Source organism: Kribbella capetownensis (assembly GCF_004331485.1).
GTDB lineage: Bacteria > Actinomycetota > Actinomycetes > Propionibacteriales > Kribbellaceae > Kribbella > Kribbella capetownensis.
Genome location: NZ_SJKD01000002.1, coordinates 341,943 through 357,239, shown reverse-complemented (window position 1 = coordinate 357,239; position 15,297 = coordinate 341,943). Strand labels below are relative to the sequence as shown.

The window sequence follows — 15,297 nt, the reverse complement described above, 5'->3', positions numbered from 1 at the left end:
CGGGCCACAGCGGTGTCAACCGACCGTCGCCGAGTTGGCTAGCCCGAGTGCAGTACGCCGCTTGTCAGACCATCGGAGCCCGCTGAGCCCGAGTGTCGCCGCGCAGAGACATCCGACTGTCCGTCGCGGGAATCACTCGCCGAGTGCATTGCGCCGGAGGGCGGTCTCCGACGCCGCCGGAGGCGGCCTACAGGACAGCCGCCGCGCAGCGGTGTCGTTTGGGCCTATCCCCCAACCCGGCTTCAGGTCAGCGTTGGGGGTCGTCGCTCATTACTGGTTCGGGGAGGGAGCCGGCGTTCCATTCCTCGATGCGCCAGCCGTTACTACGGCTAGGAAGCAGCGAGATCCAGTTGCAGTTGGCGAGCCCTCCGAACGCGGACCAGTTCGCCTGGGGGATGCCGAGGAACTGGCAGATCCCGACGCGCGCCGCGAACCCGTGGGTGGTGATGACGATGGTGTCTTCCGAGGTCCCTTCGACCGAGATCCGGGTGAGGGCGGCGGAGAAGCGGTCGGCGACTTCTTCGGTGGTTTCGCCGGCGGTGCCTCGGCGCTGGGTCTGGCCGGCGCGGACGCGGGCGAGGGCTTCGGGTTGGGTGGCGGCGATTTCGGCTGAGGTTTTGCCGGCCCAGTCGTCGACGTGGATCTCGCGGAGGGCTTCGTCGTACTCGATTTTGAGGCCGGTGAGCGCAGCGAGTTCGCCGGCGGTGGCGGCGGCGCGCTGGAGGTCGCTGGCGAAGAGGCGGGTCGGGGCGAGGGAGGCGAGCCGCGCGGCTGCCACGCGGGCCTGTTCGATCCCGACCTCATCGAGGGGGATGTCGGCCTGGCCTTGCATTTTGTCCTGCAGGTTCCACTCGGTCCGGCCGTGGCGCCAGACGATCAGTCGTCCCGCGCTCATTCAGCCGAAGGGATCGGAGAGGGCAGCGGGATGGCCGGGCAGTCGCGCCAGAGACGCTCGAGGGAGTAGAAGCTGCGCTCCTCGTCGTGCTGGACGTGGATGACGATCTCGAGGTAGTCGAGCAGCACCCAGCGGCCCTCCCGGGCGCCCTCGCGGCGGACCGGCTTGGCGTCGAAGTCGATCCGCAGCTTCTCCTCGACCGCGTCGACGATGGCGCGCACCTGGCGGTCGTTGGAGGCGGAGGCGACCAGGAACGCGTCGGTGATGGCGAGTTGCTCCGACACGTCGAAGGCGAGGACGTTCTCGGCCTTCTTGTCGTGGGCGGCCTCGGCGGCCGCGGTGAGCAGCTCGATGGCACGATCGCTTGCTGGCATAGGTTCCTTCTAACGGTTGGTGTAGAGCTCGCGCTTGGCGATGTACTGGACGATGCCGTCCGGGACGAGGTACCAGGTCGGGTTGCCCTTGGCGACCCGGGCCCGGCATTCGGTCGAGGAGATCGCCAGCGCCGGCACCTCGAGCAGTGTGATCCGATCCATCGGGAGCTTGTCCAGCGGCAGTTCGAGGCCTTCGGTCCCGGGCCGGGTGCAGCCGACGAACTGCGCCAGCTTGAACATCTCGTCCACGTCGCGCCAGGTGAGGATCTGGGCGAGCGCGTCGGCACCGGTGATGAAGAACAGCTCCGCGTCCGGGTACAGCGCCGACAGGTCGCGCAGGGTGTCGATCGTGTACGTCGGCCCGGGCCGGTCGATGTCGACCCGGCTGACCGAGAACCGCGGGTTCGACGCCGTCGCGATGACCGTCATCAGATACCGGTCCTCGGCCGGAGAGACCGCCCGGTCGGTCTTCTGCCAGGGCTGGCCGGTCGGAACGAAGATCACCTCGTCCAGGTCGAAGTACGCCTGCACCTCGCTGGCCGCGACCAGGTGGCCATGATGGATCGGGTCGAACGTGCCACCCATCACGCCCAGGCGACGGACCCGCTCGACGGAAGCCATATCAGCCAGTTCTCAGCCGCTCAGGAGTGCGGCCGGCCCTTGCCCATGATGACGGTGACGAGGAGCAGCAGGACCAGTACGAACAGGGCGAACCCGCCGTACCACCACTCCGAGATGTGCTTGGCCTCGGAGCCGGCCTCTTCGACGGCCGCCAGCAGCGGCAGAATGTGCGATTGCATGCCCCAGAGCCTATCTCGTGGCCGGACGCACGAGCGCGACCGGTGGCCTCATCGGCCGGCCGGTCGCGCGGAGGACGTCAGCTGTGGCGGATGTGACGGGTCAGCAGCCGGCGCCATGGGGACGGTACGGCGTGCGCACGCCGGGCCTGCGCGGCGGCACGCCGGCGCTCGTCGATGTGGGCACGGGCAACTTCGGGGGTGATCATGATTCCTTCACTGGGTTGTACGGCGGCATCGTGGCGGGCTGGCCTCGACACTTCATATTGTACGGCGTGAGTTCCGCGCATACAAACGAATTAAAGGCAGATCGAGTGATATGCCTACGAATCTGCGGTGAACGGGAGGTTCGCGCCATGGACGCGATCGATCGGCAGCTGATCGAGGCACTCCGCCTGAACGGCCGGTCCAGCTGGGCCGAGCTGGGCCGCGTGGTCGGCCTGTCCGGCCCGAGCGTGCAGGAACGGGTCCGGCGGCTGGAGGAGCGCGGCGTACTGCTCGGGTACCGCGCGGTGGTGGCGCCCGAGCACGTCGGGCTCGGGACGAGCGCGCTGATCGGGCTGTTCCAGCGCGACGACGTGGAGACCGACGACATCGTCGACCAGGTCCGGGAAATCGATGCGGTCGAGGACTGCTGGTTCGTCGCGGGCGACCAGGAACTGGTGGTGAAGGTCCGCGTTGCCGACGTCACCCACCTCGAGGCGGTCGTGGGCACCCTGCGCCGGGTGAACGGCGTGGTCAGGACCCGGACGACTGTCGTGCTGTCGACCCGATGGGAAGGGCGTCCCGCGCCGCTGCCCGAGTGAGCAGTAGTACGACGGCCGCACCGAAGGCAATGGCAGCCGCAACCGGGGAGAGCAGGTCGGGAGCGTGCTGATAGGCCGCACCACCGAGAGCGGGCGCCAGAAACATGCCACTGATGGACGCCGCGGCGTACAGGCTGGAGTAGCGCCCGACCATGCCCTCCGGAGCCGCATCGGCGACGTGAGCCGTGGCAGTCGGCTTGTAGAGCATCTCCCCCGCCGTGATGACCACCATCGCAACGGTCGCCCCGACCAGCGCCGGCCAGACGCCCAGCACCGCCAGCCCCAGACCCACGAGCGCGAAGCCGACAGCGATCACCCGAGTCGATCGGTGCTCGCGAAGCCGTACGGCGAGCGGCGCCTCGCAGCACACGATGACGGCAGAGCTCAGGCCGATCAGCAGTCCATAGGCGACTGCCGGCGTACCAGCGTCCCGGAGCAGGAGTGGCATGGTGGCGAACAGTTGCCGGTACACGGTGTCGATGGCAACGATCGACACCAACAGAACCAGCACCTGCCTGTCCCGAAGCAGGACCCGCCAAAGGCCGCGAGCGACAGCCGAACCGGCACGCGACGCCTGCGGCACTGACCGCCAGATGACGGCCGCCAGCACCAGACTGGTCGCAGCGTCGATCACGAACACCAGCGAGAAGTTGTACGCCGCCAGCAGCCCTCCCAGCGGCGGCCCGATGGTGAATCCGGCGTTGCTCGCGGTCCGCGACAACGCGATCCCCTCCCGCCGGCGCTCAGCGGGGAGCGCCGTCGCGACCAGCGCACTCATGTTGGGCCGCCCAGCCCCACCGAAAAGACCGGCCAGCATCCCGACCGCGATCAGCAGCCCGCCAGGCACGACAGGCATGGCCAAGCAGCAGACCGACCAGGCCAACTGGCTGCCCACCGCGGCCCGGCGGAGGCCGAAGCGATCGCCGAACCAGCCACCACCCAGATTGCCTCCGAGCAGCCCCACGCCGTACGCCGCCGCGGCGAAGCCGGCCTCCTGCGCCGACATCCCGCGGTCCTCGACCAGGTACAACGTCAGGTAGATCCACGCCAGCGCACCGGCCGCACTGACCAGTTGCCCGACCATGACGGCCTTGAGCCATGCCGGCAGCTCAGCGATCCGACGCCAGTACATGCTGCCCCCAGCCAGAGCACAGTAGAGTGAGTTCCTAACAGGAACTTAGTGGGACAGTTAGCGTGGTGGCAACCGGATTGGGGGTCGATGTGCGGCGGAGCAGCTTCTCCCCCGAGCCCGACTGTGCGATCGCGCAGTCCCTCGGCGTGATCGGCGACGGCTGGGAACTGCTGATCGTGCGCGACCTGGCCCGCGGTCTCCATCGGTTCGACCAACTCGCCGACTCGCTGCACATTTCCCGCAAGGTCCTGACCGAGCGGCTCACCGGCCTGCTCGAGAGCGGGATCGTCGAGCGCACGGCGTACCAGGATCGTCCGACGCGCTACGCGTACCGCCTCACGCCACGCGGCCGCGCGCTGCTGCCGGTGCTGGTCGCGCTGCAGGACTGGGGCGACCGCTGGCTGCTCGGCGACGGCTCACTCACCGGCACGAACGACGCCGACGAGCCGCCCGCGCACCGGATCCACGAACTGATCGGCCGCCGCGTCCCCGCGATCGCCCTGCCCTCCGTCGCCGGTACGACGGTCGATGTGGTGGACGCGGACGCCCGCGCGACCGTGCTCTTCGGCTACCCGGCGACCGGGCGGCCGACTCCGTTGCCGGAAGGCTGGGGCGAGATCGCAGGTGCCAACGGCTGCACGCTGGAGAACCGTCTCTTCGCCGCCCGGTACGACGAATTCGTCGCCAAGGGAATCGCGGTGCACGGTGTCAGCACCCAACGCACCGACGAACAGCAGGCATTCGCCGAGGCCGAGGGGATCCCGCACGCCCTGCTGTCCGATCTGGAGCTGGAACTGACCGCAGCCCTCCGGCTGCCGACCTTCCGCGCCGGCGGGTACGAGCGGCTCAAGCGCGTCGTTCTCGTGATCGGAGCGGACCGCGTCGTGAAAGCCGCACGGTACCCGGTCACGGACATCGCGGACGCCGTCGATTGGGCCTTCACGACCGCCTGAAGAACGACTTGAGCTCGTCGGCCACGCGACCGACGGCCTGAGTACTGCCGCCTGGATTGGTCCCGCCCGGGTCGCTGGACGCGCCATGGTCGAGGCCGTCGAACTCGACCCGCCGGCAGTGTGGAAGAACCTTCTCGAGCGTGTCCCGCCAAGGCTTCAACGCCGCGAGCCCCTTGCTCCCACCCATCAGCAGCACATCCGCCGGCACCTCGCGGAACACTTCGAACGTCCCGGCCAACTCGGCGATCAGCGCGCCCTCATAGTGAATGGTCGGCGCGAGCTTGCGCATCGTGATGGCGTCCGCCCCAGCCTGCCGCTCCTCCTTGACCAGCATCTTCTCGGTCATCCGCGTCATCAGCCGCCGCGGCACCACCTTCAGGAACGCCGGCGCCAGCTGCAACCCGTACATGCTCGTCACCATCGCACCGGCGAGATTGCCTTCGGCAACCTCTCGGTCGAAGCGGACCAGCCACTCCCGATGCGGCGTAGGATTGTCGACAATCGCAGGCTCATACAATGCGACCTTCCGCAGGCCCGGCAGTATCCGCGCCGCCTCCAGTACGACGGCACCCCCGGCGCTGACGCCAAAAGCAAACTCGGCACCCGCCGCGGTCAAGACGGCCTCGAGATCCTCGACCTCGGTACGCACGGTGTGGTCCGGCCGATGTGGACCGGACAATCCGCGTCCGCGGCGATCCGGGAGGTAGACGGTGAAGTCGCCGGCCAGCGCCTCCGCAAGCAGCGTGTGGCTGCGGGCGGACTCCATGCTGCCGTGCAGTACGACGACCGCCGGTCCCTGCCCGGTCTTCCAGTAGCCGATCTCGGTGCCGTCGCGGGACTCGACCGCGCCCTGGGTCAGTTCTGCTGTTCTCATGGCTCGATAGTCACACATCCTCTAGTTGCATTGCAACTAGTGTCTCGGACCCGTAAGCTGGCGACGTGACCTTCCGACGCTCACCCCTCGCGCTCGCGATCCTCGGCCTGCTGGAGAACGGGCCGCTCCACCCGTACGGGATCCAGCGGCTGATCAAGCAGTGGGGCAAAGACCAGGTCGTCAACGTCGGCCAACGCACCAGCCTCTACCGGATGATTGTCCGGCTGGAGGAGTCCGGCCTGATCACGGCCGGCGCGACCGAGCGCGACGAGCGCTACCCGGAGCGGACCGTCTACCACCTGACCGAGGACGGGCGGACGGTCTGCCGGGAGTGGCTGGCCGAGATCCTGACCACGCCGCGCAACGAGTTCCCCGAGTTCCCGGCCGGACTGTCGTTCGTGATGCTGGTTCCGCCGGAGACCGCGGGCGAGCTGCTGGCACAACGGCGGGACCACCTGACCAAGCGGATGGCGGAGCTGGACGCCGAGCTGACCCTGGAGGTCGAGGGCGCGCCGATCCCCCGGTTCGCGCTGCTCGAGACGGAGTACCAGCGGGCCGTCACGGTGGCCGAGGCGGAATGGATCGACGGGATCCTCGAGGAGCTGCGCAGCGGGAGCCTGACCTGGACACCCGGACCGGTATGACGGTCGACGTCTGGTGGGCCCGGATCGACCAGGCCCGCGACGAGTTCGCCACAGATCTGGACGCGGTCGAGCGGGAGCGATTGGCGGCGTACATCCACGCCGACGACCGCAAGCGGTTCCTGCTCGGATGCACGATGGTACGGCGGTTGCTCGCGGCACGGTTCTCGTTGCCAGCAGCAAGTATCCGGCTGGACCGGACCTGCCCGCGCTGCGGGAAGCCCCACGGCAAGGTGCGTGCGGACGGCGTCGAGCTGTCGGTCACCCATGCCGGCGACCTGGTCGGTGTGGCGATCAGTGATCGACCGGTCGGAATCGACGTGGAGAAGGTCGACCCGCACCTGGACGTCGACGGGCTCGCGAAGGTGGCGCTGATTCCTGAGGAGATCCACGAACTCAGCCGTCACGACGAGAACGAGAAGGTGCGCGCATTCCTCAGGTACTGGACGCGCAGGGAGGCGGCGGTGAAGGCGACCGGCGAGGGACTACCCGCGAAGCCAGGCAAGATCACGGCGGGAATCCAGCTCGAGGAACTGGACGTGGATCCCGACCACGTGGCGGCTCTGGCGGTGGTGTCTGCCGAGCCGCCCGTGGTGAGGACGTTCAGGTTCGGATCTGACCCTCGCCGGTGACGACGTACTTGGTCGAGGTCATCTCCGGCAGGCCCATCGGACCGCGGGCGTGCAGCTTCTGGGTGGAGATGCCGATCTCGGCGCCGAAGCCGAACTCGCCGCCGTCGGTGAATCGCGTGCTGGCGTTGACCACGACCGCGGCCGAGTCGACCGCCTGCACGAACCGCCGCGCGGCCGCCTGCGAGCGCGTGATGATCGCGTCGGTGTGACCGGAGCTGTAGCGGCGGATGTGCTGCACCGCGGACTCGAGTGAGTCGACCACGGCGGCGGACAGGTCCAGCGAGTTGTACTCCGCGCCGAAGTCCTCCTCCGACGCCGCGACCACATCCTTGCCCACAGCAACTACAGCCGGATCGCCGTGCACCGTGACGCCCGCCGAAGCCAACGCGGGCAGCGCCTTCGCCAGGAAGTCCGAGGCGACCGACGAGTGCACGAGCAGGGATTCGGCCGCGTTGCAGACGCTCGGGCGCTGAGTCTTCGCATTGAGCAGGATCGTCAGCGCCAGGTCGAGGTCAGCGTCCTGATCCACGTAGACGTGGCAGTTGCCGACGCCGGTCTCGATCACCGGCACGGTCGACTCGCTGACCACAGTCTGGATCAGGCCGGCGCCACCGCGCGGAATCAGTACGTCCACCAGCCCACGCGCCTGCATGAGCTCCTTCACCGCGGCCCGCTCAGTCGGCACACCCTGAACCACGTCCGCGGGCAATCCCGCCGATGCAGCGGCCGACCGCAGTACGTCGATGATCGCGTCGTTGGACGCGGCGGCCGACGACGAACCGCGCAGCAGCACGGCGTTGCCCGACTTGAGGCAGATGCCGGCCGCGTCAGCGGTCACGTTCGGACGGGCCTCGTAGATGATCCCGACGACGCCGAACGGCACGCGCACCTGGCGGAGCTCCAACCCGTTCGGCAGCGTGTACCCGCGCACGACCGCACCAACCGGGTCGGTCAGCCCCGCAAGTTGCTCGAGCCCTGCGGCCATCGCGTCCACCCGACTCGGGTCCAGCGCAAGCCGATCCACCGTGGACTCCGGCGTACCAGCCTCGCGGGCCGACGCGACGTCCTTCGCGTTCGCCGCGACGATCACGTCCGTGTTGTCCCGCAACGCCGCAGCCATCGCGTGCAGCGCCGCGTCCTTCGTCGCCCGCGAAGCCTCAGCCAGCGCGTACGACGCTTCCCGCGCCCGCCTGGCCAGCTCGATGATCTCGCTCATGATTCATCCTAGGTCGATCGGTTCACAGCAGGACCAGGTCGTCTCGGTGGACGACCTCGCGTTCGTACGCCGCGCCGAGTTCCCGCGCGAGGTCGCGCGTCGATCGGCCCAGCAGGTCAGGGAGTTCGGTCGCGTCGTAGTTGACCAGGCCGCGGGCGATGACCGTCCCGGCAGGCGAGACGAGGTCGACCGGATCGCCGGCCGAGAACGTGCCCTCGACCTTCGAGATGCCGGCCGGCAGCAGCGACGTACGCCGCTCTGTCACCGCCCGTACGGCGCCCTCGTCCAAGTGGAGCCGACCCTGACCCGACGTGGCGTGGGCGAGCCAGAGCAGGCGGGTCTTGCGGCGACGGCCGGTGGGGTGGAAGAGAGTGCCCACAGGCAGGCCCTTCAGTGCCTCCCCCACGCGACCGGCAGACGTCAGGACGACCGGAATCCCTGCCTCCGTGGCGATCGCGGCCGCCTCGACCTTCGTCTGCATGCCACCGGTGCCGACGTTCGACGAGCCGGTGCGACCGATCCGCAAGGGCGCAAGATCAGCGGGCCCGCGAACGTCGGTGACCATAGAGGTCCCCGGCTTGCGCGGATCCCCGTCGTACAACCCGTCGACGTCAGACAACAGAAGCAGCAGATTGGCATGCACGAGGTGACTGGTCAGAGCCGCCAGCCGATCGTTGTCGCCGAAGCGGATCTCGGTCGTCGCGACCGTGTCGTTCTCGTTGACGATCGGTACGACGCCCAGCTCGAGCAACCGCGCGAAAGTCCGGTAAGCATTCCGGTAATGGCTCCGCCGGGTCACGTCGTCGACAGTGAGCAGCACCTGACCGACCCGCAGACCATGCGCCGCGAACGCGTCGCTGTAGCGGGCCATCAGCAGCCCCTGTCCAACCGACGCCGCCGCCTGCTGCGTCGCCAGGTCCCGCGGTCGCGACCGCAGACCCATCGGGGCCAGGCCGGCGGCGATCGCGCCGGACGAGACGAGCACGACCTCGGTCCCCTCCACCCGCCGCGCCGCGATGGCGTCGACGAGCAGCCGGAGCCGTTCGAGGTCGATCTTGCCGCGCTGGGTCAGCGACGACGAGCCGACCTTCACGACGATCCGCGTGGCCTCGACGACCTCCGCGCGTTCCTTCATGAAATCAACCGTTCTGGTCGAGTTCCTTCTGCAGTTCGAGCTCGCGTGCTTCCTTGCGCGCCAGCTTCGCCGCAGCTTCAGCTGCTCGTTTGGACTCGGCCGGGGACAGGTCCACCTCGTCCTCGACCCAGCCCGCGCCGTACTCCGACAGGTCGGTCGTCGAGTCCCCCGCCCGGTGGGCGTGGTACTCGGTGTCCTTCGCCCGCCGTCGTTGGACCGCGGGACGTGCCTCCTCCAGCCGGTGGTCCTCGCCGCGCCGGGCCAGGATCTCGGCACCGGCCTGGACCTCGGGCGCGAAGTCGAACACGATCGCGTTCGGCCCGTCGCCGATGACGACCGCGTCGCCCTCCATCGCGCCGCGCTCCAGCAGTTCCTTCTCCACTCCGAGCCGGTTCAGCCGGTCGGCCAGGTAGCCGGTCGCCTCCGCGTTCGCGAAGTCGGTCTGCTTGACCCAGCGCTCGGGCTTCTCGCCCTGCACCAGCCAGCCGCCGTCGTCCGGCAGCTTCTTCACCTTGAACTCGGGCCCGCCCTGCACCTGCGGCCGGATCACGATCCGCGTGGTGTCGGGCTTCTCCTCCTCGGCCCGCCGCTGCAGGACGATCTCCGCCATCGCGAACTTCAAGGCCTCCAGGCCTGCATGCGAAGCGGTCGAGATCGGGAACACCCGCAGCCCGCGCTGCTCCAGCTCGGCCTGCACCATCTCCGCGATCTCGCGGGCGTCCGGTACGTCGATCTTGTTCAAGGCAACGAGTCGCGGCCGGTCCTCCAGACCGCCGTGCGCCTGCAGTTCCGCCTCGATCGTGTCCAGGTCGCTGAGCGGATCCCGCCCAGGCTCGTACGTCGCACAGTCGATGACATGCACGAGCGCCGCGCACCGCTCCACGTGCCGGAGGAAGTCGTACCCGAGTCCCCGGCCCTCGCTCGCACCCTCGATCAGCCCGGGTACGTCGGCCACGGTGAACGTCGTGTCACCCGCGACAACGACCCCCAGGTTCGGGATCAGGGTGGTGAACGGGTAGTCGGCGATCTTCGGCCGGGCCCGGCTGATCGACGCGACCAGCGACGACTTGCCGGCACTCGGGAACCCGACCAGACCGATGTCCGCGACCACCTTGAGCTCGAGGACGAGCGTCCGCTCCTCGCCGTCCTCGCCGAGCAGCGCGAAGCCGGGCGCCTTACGAGCGCTGCTGGCCAGCGCTGCGTTGCCGAGGCCACCCTTGCCGCCCTGCGCCGCAACGAACTCCGCGCCGGTCCCGACGAGATCCGCGAGTACGACGCCATCCGCCGTACTGATGACCGTGCCGTCGGGGACGCCGAGGACCACGTCGCCGCCGTTGCTGCCGGCCTGGTGGTCACCCTTGCCCTGGGCACCGTTCGTCGCGGTGCGGTGGCTGGAGCGGTGGTAGTCGACCAGCGTGGTCACGTCCTGGTCGACGCGCAGGATCACGCTGCCGCCGTCGCCGCCGTTGCCGCCGTCCGGGCCGCCGAGGGGTTTGAACTTCTCCCGGTGCACCGAGGCGCAGCCGTTTCCGCCGCGGCCCGCGGTGACATGCACCGTGACCCGGTCGACAAAGCTGGGAATCGCCATCGGTGTCTCTACTTCCTGTCTTCGCCTCCCGCCCCGAGCGGAGCGAGGTTCTTGCAACTGCCTTGCACAGCAACTGTCTTACACAGCAGAAGGGCGGGTCCGCGGTATTCCGCGACCCGCCCTTCTCAGAGCTCGTGAAACGTCCGGGTGGCGGTGTTACTCCGCCGGGGCCGGGACGATGTTGACGACGCGGCGACCGCGCCGGGTGCCGAACTCCACCTTGCCCTCGGCCAGCGCGAACAGCGTGTCGTCGCCGCCACGGCCGACCAGGTTGCCCGGGTGGAAGTGCGTGCCCCGCTGGCGGACGATGATCTCGCCGGCGTTGACCAGCTGACCGCCGAACCGCTTCACGCCGAGGCGCTGCGCGTTGGAGTCGCGACCGTTACGGGTCGACGCCGCTCCCTTTTTGTGTGCCATCTCAGATCAGCTCCCCTTCTTCTCAGAGGAAGACAGTTTCTTCGCGTCGATCGCGGTGACCTTGACCTGGGTGTAGTGCTGACGGTGCCCCTGGCGCTTGCGGTAACCGGTCTTGTTCTTGTACTTGAGGATGTGGATCTTGGGACCCTTGGTACGACCCAGGACCTCGGCCGACACGGCCACCTTGGCCAGCGCCGCGGCATCGGTCGTCACGGTGTCGCCATCAACGACCATGACCGCCGGGAGGGACACGGTGTCGCCCACCTCGTCCGTCAGGCTGTCGATCTCGATGACATCGCCGACGGCGACCTTCTGCTGGGTGCCGCCACTGCGCACGATCGCGTACACCGTGGATCTCACTCTCTGCTGGTTCGGAAAACTTACGGGGGCCTGCACAGACCTCTAGCGGCCCACACAAACATGGCACGCTGAACGCGCGCCGACGCTCAAGTTTACGGGTCGGCTCACAGACGGGTCAAACCGGGTCAGCTCCCCGTGGAGACGAGCTCCGTGGTGTCGCTGGTCGCACCGGCTTCGGTGTTACCAGCATCACCCTCGGTCGCCGCCTTGCCACGGCCCCGGCTGCTCCGCCGGCGCCTGCTGCTCCCGTTCTTCGCCGCCTCGGCCGGAGCCGTCTCCGCCTCAGCCTCCGCCGAAGCCGTCGCAGGCGCCCCAGCCGGAGCCACCTCGGCGCCCACCGTGGTGGTCGACTCAGCGGTCTCGGTCGGGAATCCGGTCGCCTCCGGGCTCACCTGTACGTCGTCCGACCCGGAGGCCGGGTAGCCGGTCGGAGTCTCCGTCGTACCGGCGTCGTCGTCGGACTTCTTCGCGTCGACCGCTGAAGCAGCGGCGATCTGGGCCAGGCGCTGAGCGGCGTCGGCGTTGTGCTGCGAGGTGTCCTCGGCCGGCTGCTCGTCCTCGCCTCGGCCCTTGCCCCGCCGGCGGCGCGAGCTCTTGCGGCCACCGTCGTCAGCCTGCGCGGCCGCGGGCTTGTTGTTGTCCTGGCCGTTGCCGTTGCGGCTGTCCCGGCGACGGGACTCCTTCGGCTCGTCGTGCAGGATCAGGCCGCGGCCCCCGCAGTGGTCGCAGTTCTCGCTGAACGCCTCGAGCAGACCGGTGCCGATCCGCTTGCGAGTCATCTGGACCAGGCCGAGCGAGGTGACCTCGGCCACCTGGTGCTTGGTCCGGTCCCGGCCCAGGCACTCGACCAGCCGGCGCAGCACCAGGTCGCGGTTCGACTCCAGCACCATGTCGATGAAGTCGATCACGATGATGCCGCCGATGTCGCGGAGCCGGAGCTGCCGGACGATCTCCTCGGCCGCCTCCAGGTTGTTCTTGGTGACGGTCTCCTCGAGGTTGCCGCCGGAGCCGGTGAACTTGCCGGTGTTGACGTCGACGACCGTCATCGCCTCGGTCCGGTCGATGATCAGCGAACCACCCGACGGCAGCCACACCTTGCGGTCCAGCGCCTTCTTGATCTGCTCGTCGATCCGGAAGCTGGCGAAGACGTCACCGTCGCCGCTCCACTTCTCCACCCGGTCGGCCAGGTGCGGCGCCACGCTGGTGACGTACTCGCGGACCTGGTCGTAGGCACGGTCGCCGGAGATCACCAGCTTGGCGAAGTCCTCGGTGAACAGGTCCCGGACGACCCGGATCAGCAGGTCGGGCTCGCCGTACAGCAGTTGCGGGGCCTGGCCGTTCTTGGACTTCTTCTCGATGTCCTCCCAGAACGACTGCAGGCGGCTGACGTCCGCGGTCAGCTCCTCCTCGGACGCACCCTCGGCCGCGGTCCGGACGATCACGCCCGCCTCGTCGGGGACGATGTCCTTGAGGATCGTCTTCAGCCGGTTCCGCTCGGTGTCGGGCAGCTTGCGGCTGATGCCGCCGTTGCCACCGCGCGGCACGTAGACGACGTACCGGCCGGGCAGGCTGATCTGGTTGGTCAGCCGGGCGCCCTTGTGGCCGATCGGGTCCTTGGTCACCTGGACCAGGACCGCCTGGCCGGACTTCAGCACCTGCTCGATCTTGCGCGGGCCGTTGGCCCCGCCGAGCGTGGCCCAGTCGACCTCACCGGCGTACAGAACGGCGTTGCGGCCCTTGCCGATGTCGATGAACGCCGCCTCCATGCTGGGCAGCACGTTCTGCACCCGGCCGAGGTACACGTTGCCGATCAGCGAGGTCTGCTCGGCCTGGGCGACGTAGTGCTCGACCAGGACGTTGTCCTCGGACACGGCGATCTGGGTCAGGTCCTCGCGGGACCGGATCACCATGGTCCGCGCGACCGACTCGCGCCGGGCCAGGAACTCGGCCTCGGTGACGATCGGCGCGCGCCGGCGGCCGGCCGCCCGGCCCTCGCGGCGACGCTGCTTCTTCGCCTCCAGCCGAGTCGAGCCCTCGACCGCGGTGATCTCGTTCGCGGTGTTCTTGCTGCGCGGCTCGCGCACCCGGACGACGGTCTCGTCGGGGTCGTCGGGCGACGTGGCGCCCTCCTCGCCCTTGCGGCGGCGACGGCGACGGCGACGGCGGGACGAACTGCCCGAGCCCTCCTCGTCGGAGTCGGCCGACGCGTCCTGCTCGTCGTCGGAGCCGGTCTCGGCGTCCTGCTCGTCCGCCTCGTCCTCGTCGGAGTGCTCGTCCGAGCTGTCCTCGGCGCCATCGGCGTCACCGGACTTGCGGCGGCGACGGCCACCGCGGCGACGGCGACGACGACGCGTGCCCTCGCCACCTTCCTCGCCGTCCTCGGACTGCGCGTCCGGCTCCGACTGGGCGTCCGCAGACTCGTCCTCGGCGGCCTTGTCCACCGCAACAGCGGTCTGCTCGGTCTCTTCGGCGGTGGCCTCACGGGCCTCCGCGTCACGACCGCGACGGCTGCGGCGGCGCCGCGTGGTCGTCGGCTGCTCGTCGGCAGTCGGCTCCGGCGTCGCCTTGGCAGTCTCCGGAGTGGTCTCAGGGGTCGTCTTGGCGGTTGCCTGGGCGGTCGCCTCGACCGGGCTGGTCGCCGCGGCCTGCGCGGGAGCCTGAGCCGGTACGTCGGTCGGCGCCTGGAACAGGACTGCCGCAGCAGCCGGAGCGCGCCGGCGGGTACGACGTGTCGTCGTCTCCTCGGCCGGGATCTCGGCCTCTTCCTCAGCCTTCGGGAAGATCGTGCTGGGCGCCCCGTCGGTGGCGGAGGCGGTGGCGGTGGTCTTGGCGCCGCGGCGGCGAGACGACCGCTTCGCGGCCGGCGCAGCCTCGGTCGCGGCGCCGGACGGGTCCCCGGCGTCGGCGACGGGGCCGTCGGTGACGGGCGAATCCGTGCTGGTCAGGTCGGTCGCGGCAGCCTTCCTCGAGGTGCGCTTCCGGGTGGTCTTCTTCGCCGGCGCCGAGGCGTTCTCCACGACCGGGCCCGCGTCGGCGGTGCTCGTGCCGGGCGCGGCGTTCTCGCTCAGCTCCGGGAACGTGTCCTGGGCGGCGGTCTTCTTCGCCGTGCGCTTGGCGGTGGTCTTCTTCGCGGCAGTCTTGGCCGCGGCCTTCTTCATCGGGGTCTTCTTGGCGGCGGCCTTCTTGGCGGCCGCCTTCTTCACCGGGGCCGGGTCGGCGGTCTCGCCGTCGGACTGGGTGGGAACCGCCTCGGCGGCGGCCGTCTTGGCCGCGCGCTTGCGGGTGGTCGTCTTCTTCGCGGCAGCTTTCTTCGCGGTCCTGCCGCTGCTGGGCTGCTGGGCGGTGGCAGCCGTCTCGGCTGCCTCGGTAGTCGGCTCGTTGTCGAGCATGCGGTACGGGTCTCCTCAAGCCTTCCGGCGCAGCCTGCGACCCCTGTCACGGGTCCGGCGCAGCCACTCCGAAAGACGGTCACGGTTC

The 15,297-nt window shown here is 69.3% G+C and carries 17 protein-coding genes; 4 read left to right on the top strand and 13 right to left on the bottom strand.

The features are described 5' to 3' along the window. Nucleotides 1–247: 247 nt before the first annotated feature. From E0H75_RS11965 to E0H75_RS44605, 5 genes are all read right to left on the bottom strand, one after another. The gene (locus E0H75_RS11965; protein ID WP_131513569.1) at nt 248–895 is read right to left on the bottom strand and encodes a histidine phosphatase family protein; all 648 of its coding nucleotides are present in this window, start codon (nt 893–895) and stop codon (nt 248–250) included. Next, on the bottom strand, nt 892–1,269 hold the full coding sequence (gene rsfS, locus E0H75_RS11960) for a ribosome silencing factor (protein WP_131513568.1): 378 nt from the start codon (nt 1,267–1,269) through the stop codon (nt 892–894). Before rsfS ends, E0H75_RS11965 begins: the two co-directional genes overlap by 4 nt. A 9-nt stretch (nt 1,270–1,278) precedes the next feature. Beyond that, a complete protein-coding gene (gene nadD / locus E0H75_RS11955; RefSeq protein ID WP_131349812.1) occupies nt 1,279–1,890 on the bottom strand; it encodes a nicotinate-nucleotide adenylyltransferase in 612 nt (203 codons plus the stop codon). Nucleotides 1,891–1,910: 20 nt separating this feature from the next. Beyond that, a complete protein-coding gene (locus E0H75_RS43005; RefSeq protein WP_165553658.1) occupies nt 1,911–2,069 on the bottom strand; it encodes a hypothetical protein in 159 nt (52 codons plus the stop codon). Nucleotides 2,070–2,146: 77 nt separating this feature from the next. Beyond that, a complete protein-coding gene (locus tag E0H75_RS44605; RefSeq protein ID WP_272948904.1) occupies nt 2,147–2,275 on the bottom strand; it encodes a hypothetical protein in 129 nt (42 codons plus the stop codon). A gap of 147 nt (nt 2,276–2,422) precedes the next feature. On the opposite strand from E0H75_RS44605, the gene E0H75_RS11950 reads away from it, so the two are divergent. Continuing rightward, nucleotides 2,423–2,872 (top strand): Lrp/AsnC family transcriptional regulator, encoded by a 450-nt coding sequence (locus E0H75_RS11950; RefSeq protein WP_131513567.1) that lies wholly within the window; start codon nt 2,423–2,425, stop codon nt 2,870–2,872. On the opposite strand, the gene E0H75_RS11945 is transcribed toward E0H75_RS11950, so the two are convergent. After that, nucleotides 2,805–4,004, bottom strand: a complete 1,200-nt coding sequence (locus E0H75_RS11945; protein ID WP_131513566.1) for an MFS transporter — start codon at nt 4,002–4,004, stop codon at nt 2,805–2,807. The genes E0H75_RS11950 and E0H75_RS11945 overlap by 68 nt on opposite strands. A 65-nt stretch (nt 4,005–4,069) precedes the next feature. Between E0H75_RS11945 and E0H75_RS11940 the strand changes: the two genes are divergently transcribed. Further along, the gene (locus E0H75_RS11940; protein ID WP_238162972.1) at nt 4,070–4,957 is read left to right on the top strand and encodes a winged helix-turn-helix transcriptional regulator; all 888 of its coding nucleotides are present in this window, start codon (nt 4,070–4,072) and stop codon (nt 4,955–4,957) included. On the opposite strand, the gene E0H75_RS11935 is transcribed toward E0H75_RS11940, so the two are convergent. Further along, nucleotides 4,944–5,831, bottom strand: a complete 888-nt coding sequence (locus E0H75_RS11935; protein WP_165553656.1) for an alpha/beta hydrolase — start codon at nt 5,829–5,831, stop codon at nt 4,944–4,946. The two genes, E0H75_RS11940 and E0H75_RS11935, sit on opposite strands and share 14 nt — an antisense overlap. A gap of 65 nt (nt 5,832–5,896) precedes the next feature. Between E0H75_RS11935 and E0H75_RS11930 the strand changes: the two genes are divergently transcribed. Beyond that, nucleotides 5,897–6,475, top strand: a complete 579-nt coding sequence (locus E0H75_RS11930) for a PadR family transcriptional regulator (RefSeq protein WP_131513564.1) — start codon at nt 5,897–5,899, stop codon at nt 6,473–6,475. Continuing rightward, nucleotides 6,472–7,104 (top strand): 4'-phosphopantetheinyl transferase family protein, encoded by a 633-nt coding sequence (locus tag E0H75_RS11925; protein ID WP_165553654.1) that lies wholly within the window; start codon nt 6,472–6,474, stop codon nt 7,102–7,104. The genes E0H75_RS11930 and E0H75_RS11925 overlap by 4 nt, the downstream gene beginning before the upstream one ends. Here the strand turns inward: E0H75_RS11925 and E0H75_RS11920 are convergent. The 6 genes from E0H75_RS11920 to E0H75_RS11895 form a co-directional block, all read right to left on the bottom strand. Next, nucleotides 7,076–8,320, bottom strand: coding sequence for a glutamate-5-semialdehyde dehydrogenase (locus tag E0H75_RS11920; RefSeq protein ID WP_131513562.1), 1,245 nt, complete (start codon nt 8,318–8,320; stop codon nt 7,076–7,078). The genes E0H75_RS11925 and E0H75_RS11920 overlap by 29 nt on opposite strands. 22 nt (nt 8,321–8,342) lie before the next feature. Further along, complete coding sequence (proB, locus tag E0H75_RS11915; protein ID WP_131513561.1) at nt 8,343–9,455, bottom strand: glutamate 5-kinase; 1,113 nt, start codon at nt 9,453–9,455, stop codon at nt 8,343–8,345. Between the two features lie 4 nt (nt 9,456–9,459). Then, nucleotides 9,460–11,043 (bottom strand): GTPase ObgE, encoded by a 1,584-nt coding sequence (gene obgE / locus E0H75_RS11910; protein ID WP_131513560.1) that lies wholly within the window; start codon nt 11,041–11,043, stop codon nt 9,460–9,462. A 156-nt stretch (nt 11,044–11,199) separates the two neighbouring features. After that, entirely contained in the window at nt 11,200–11,460 is a 261-nt protein-coding gene (gene rpmA / locus E0H75_RS11905) for a 50S ribosomal protein L27 (protein WP_131349792.1), read from the bottom strand. Between the two features lie 6 nt (nt 11,461–11,466). Next, complete coding sequence (gene rplU, locus E0H75_RS11900) at nt 11,467–11,808, bottom strand: 50S ribosomal protein L21 (RefSeq protein ID WP_131514084.1); 342 nt, start codon at nt 11,806–11,808, stop codon at nt 11,467–11,469. Nucleotides 11,809–11,945: 137 nt separating this feature from the next. Further along, on the bottom strand, nt 11,946–15,209 hold the full coding sequence (locus E0H75_RS11895) for an Rne/Rng family ribonuclease (protein WP_131513559.1): 3,264 nt from the start codon (nt 15,207–15,209) through the stop codon (nt 11,946–11,948). Nucleotides 15,210–15,297: the final 88 nt, after the last annotated feature.

Excerpts from the sequence above, each read along its gene's own strand:
- E0H75_RS11965 (WP_131513569.1), bottom strand. The coding sequence starts at position 895 with ATGAGCGCGGGACGACTGATCGTCTGGCGCCACGGCCGGACCGAGTGG.
- rsfS (WP_131513568.1), bottom strand. The coding sequence starts at position 1,269 with ATGCCAGCAAGCGATCGTGCCATCGAGCTGCTCACCGCGGCCGCCGAG.
- nadD (WP_131349812.1), bottom strand. The coding sequence starts at position 1,890 with ATGGCTTCCGTCGAGCGGGTCCGTCGCCTGGGCGTGATGGGTGGCACG.
- E0H75_RS43005 (WP_165553658.1), bottom strand. The coding sequence starts at position 2,069 with ATGCAATCGCACATTCTGCCGCTGCTGGCGGCCGTCGAAGAGGCCGGC.
- E0H75_RS44605 (WP_272948904.1), bottom strand. The coding sequence starts at position 2,275 with ATGATCACCCCCGAAGTTGCCCGTGCCCACATCGACGAGCGCCGGCGT.
- E0H75_RS11950 (WP_131513567.1), top strand. The coding sequence starts at position 2,423 with ATGGACGCGATCGATCGGCAGCTGATCGAGGCACTCCGCCTGAACGGC.
- E0H75_RS11945 (WP_131513566.1), bottom strand. The coding sequence starts at position 4,004 with ATGTACTGGCGTCGGATCGCTGAGCTGCCGGCATGGCTCAAGGCCGTC.
- E0H75_RS11935 (WP_165553656.1), bottom strand. The coding sequence starts at position 5,831 with ATGAGAACAGCAGAACTGACCCAGGGCGCGGTCGAGTCCCGCGACGGC.
- E0H75_RS11925 (WP_165553654.1), top strand. The coding sequence starts at position 6,472 with ATGACGGTCGACGTCTGGTGGGCCCGGATCGACCAGGCCCGCGACGAG.
- E0H75_RS11920 (WP_131513562.1), bottom strand. The coding sequence starts at position 8,320 with ATGAGCGAGATCATCGAGCTGGCCAGGCGGGCGCGGGAAGCGTCGTAC.
- proB (WP_131513561.1), bottom strand. The coding sequence starts at position 9,455 with ATGAAGGAACGCGCGGAGGTCGTCGAGGCCACGCGGATCGTCGTGAAG.
- obgE (WP_131513560.1), bottom strand. The coding sequence starts at position 11,043 with ATGGCGATTCCCAGCTTTGTCGACCGGGTCACGGTGCATGTCACCGCG.
- rpmA (WP_131349792.1), bottom strand. The coding sequence starts at position 11,460 with ATGGCACACAAAAAGGGAGCGGCGTCGACCCGTAACGGTCGCGACTCC.
- E0H75_RS11895 (WP_131513559.1), bottom strand. The coding sequence starts at position 15,209 with ATGCTCGACAACGAGCCGACTACCGAGGCAGCCGAGACGGCTGCCACC.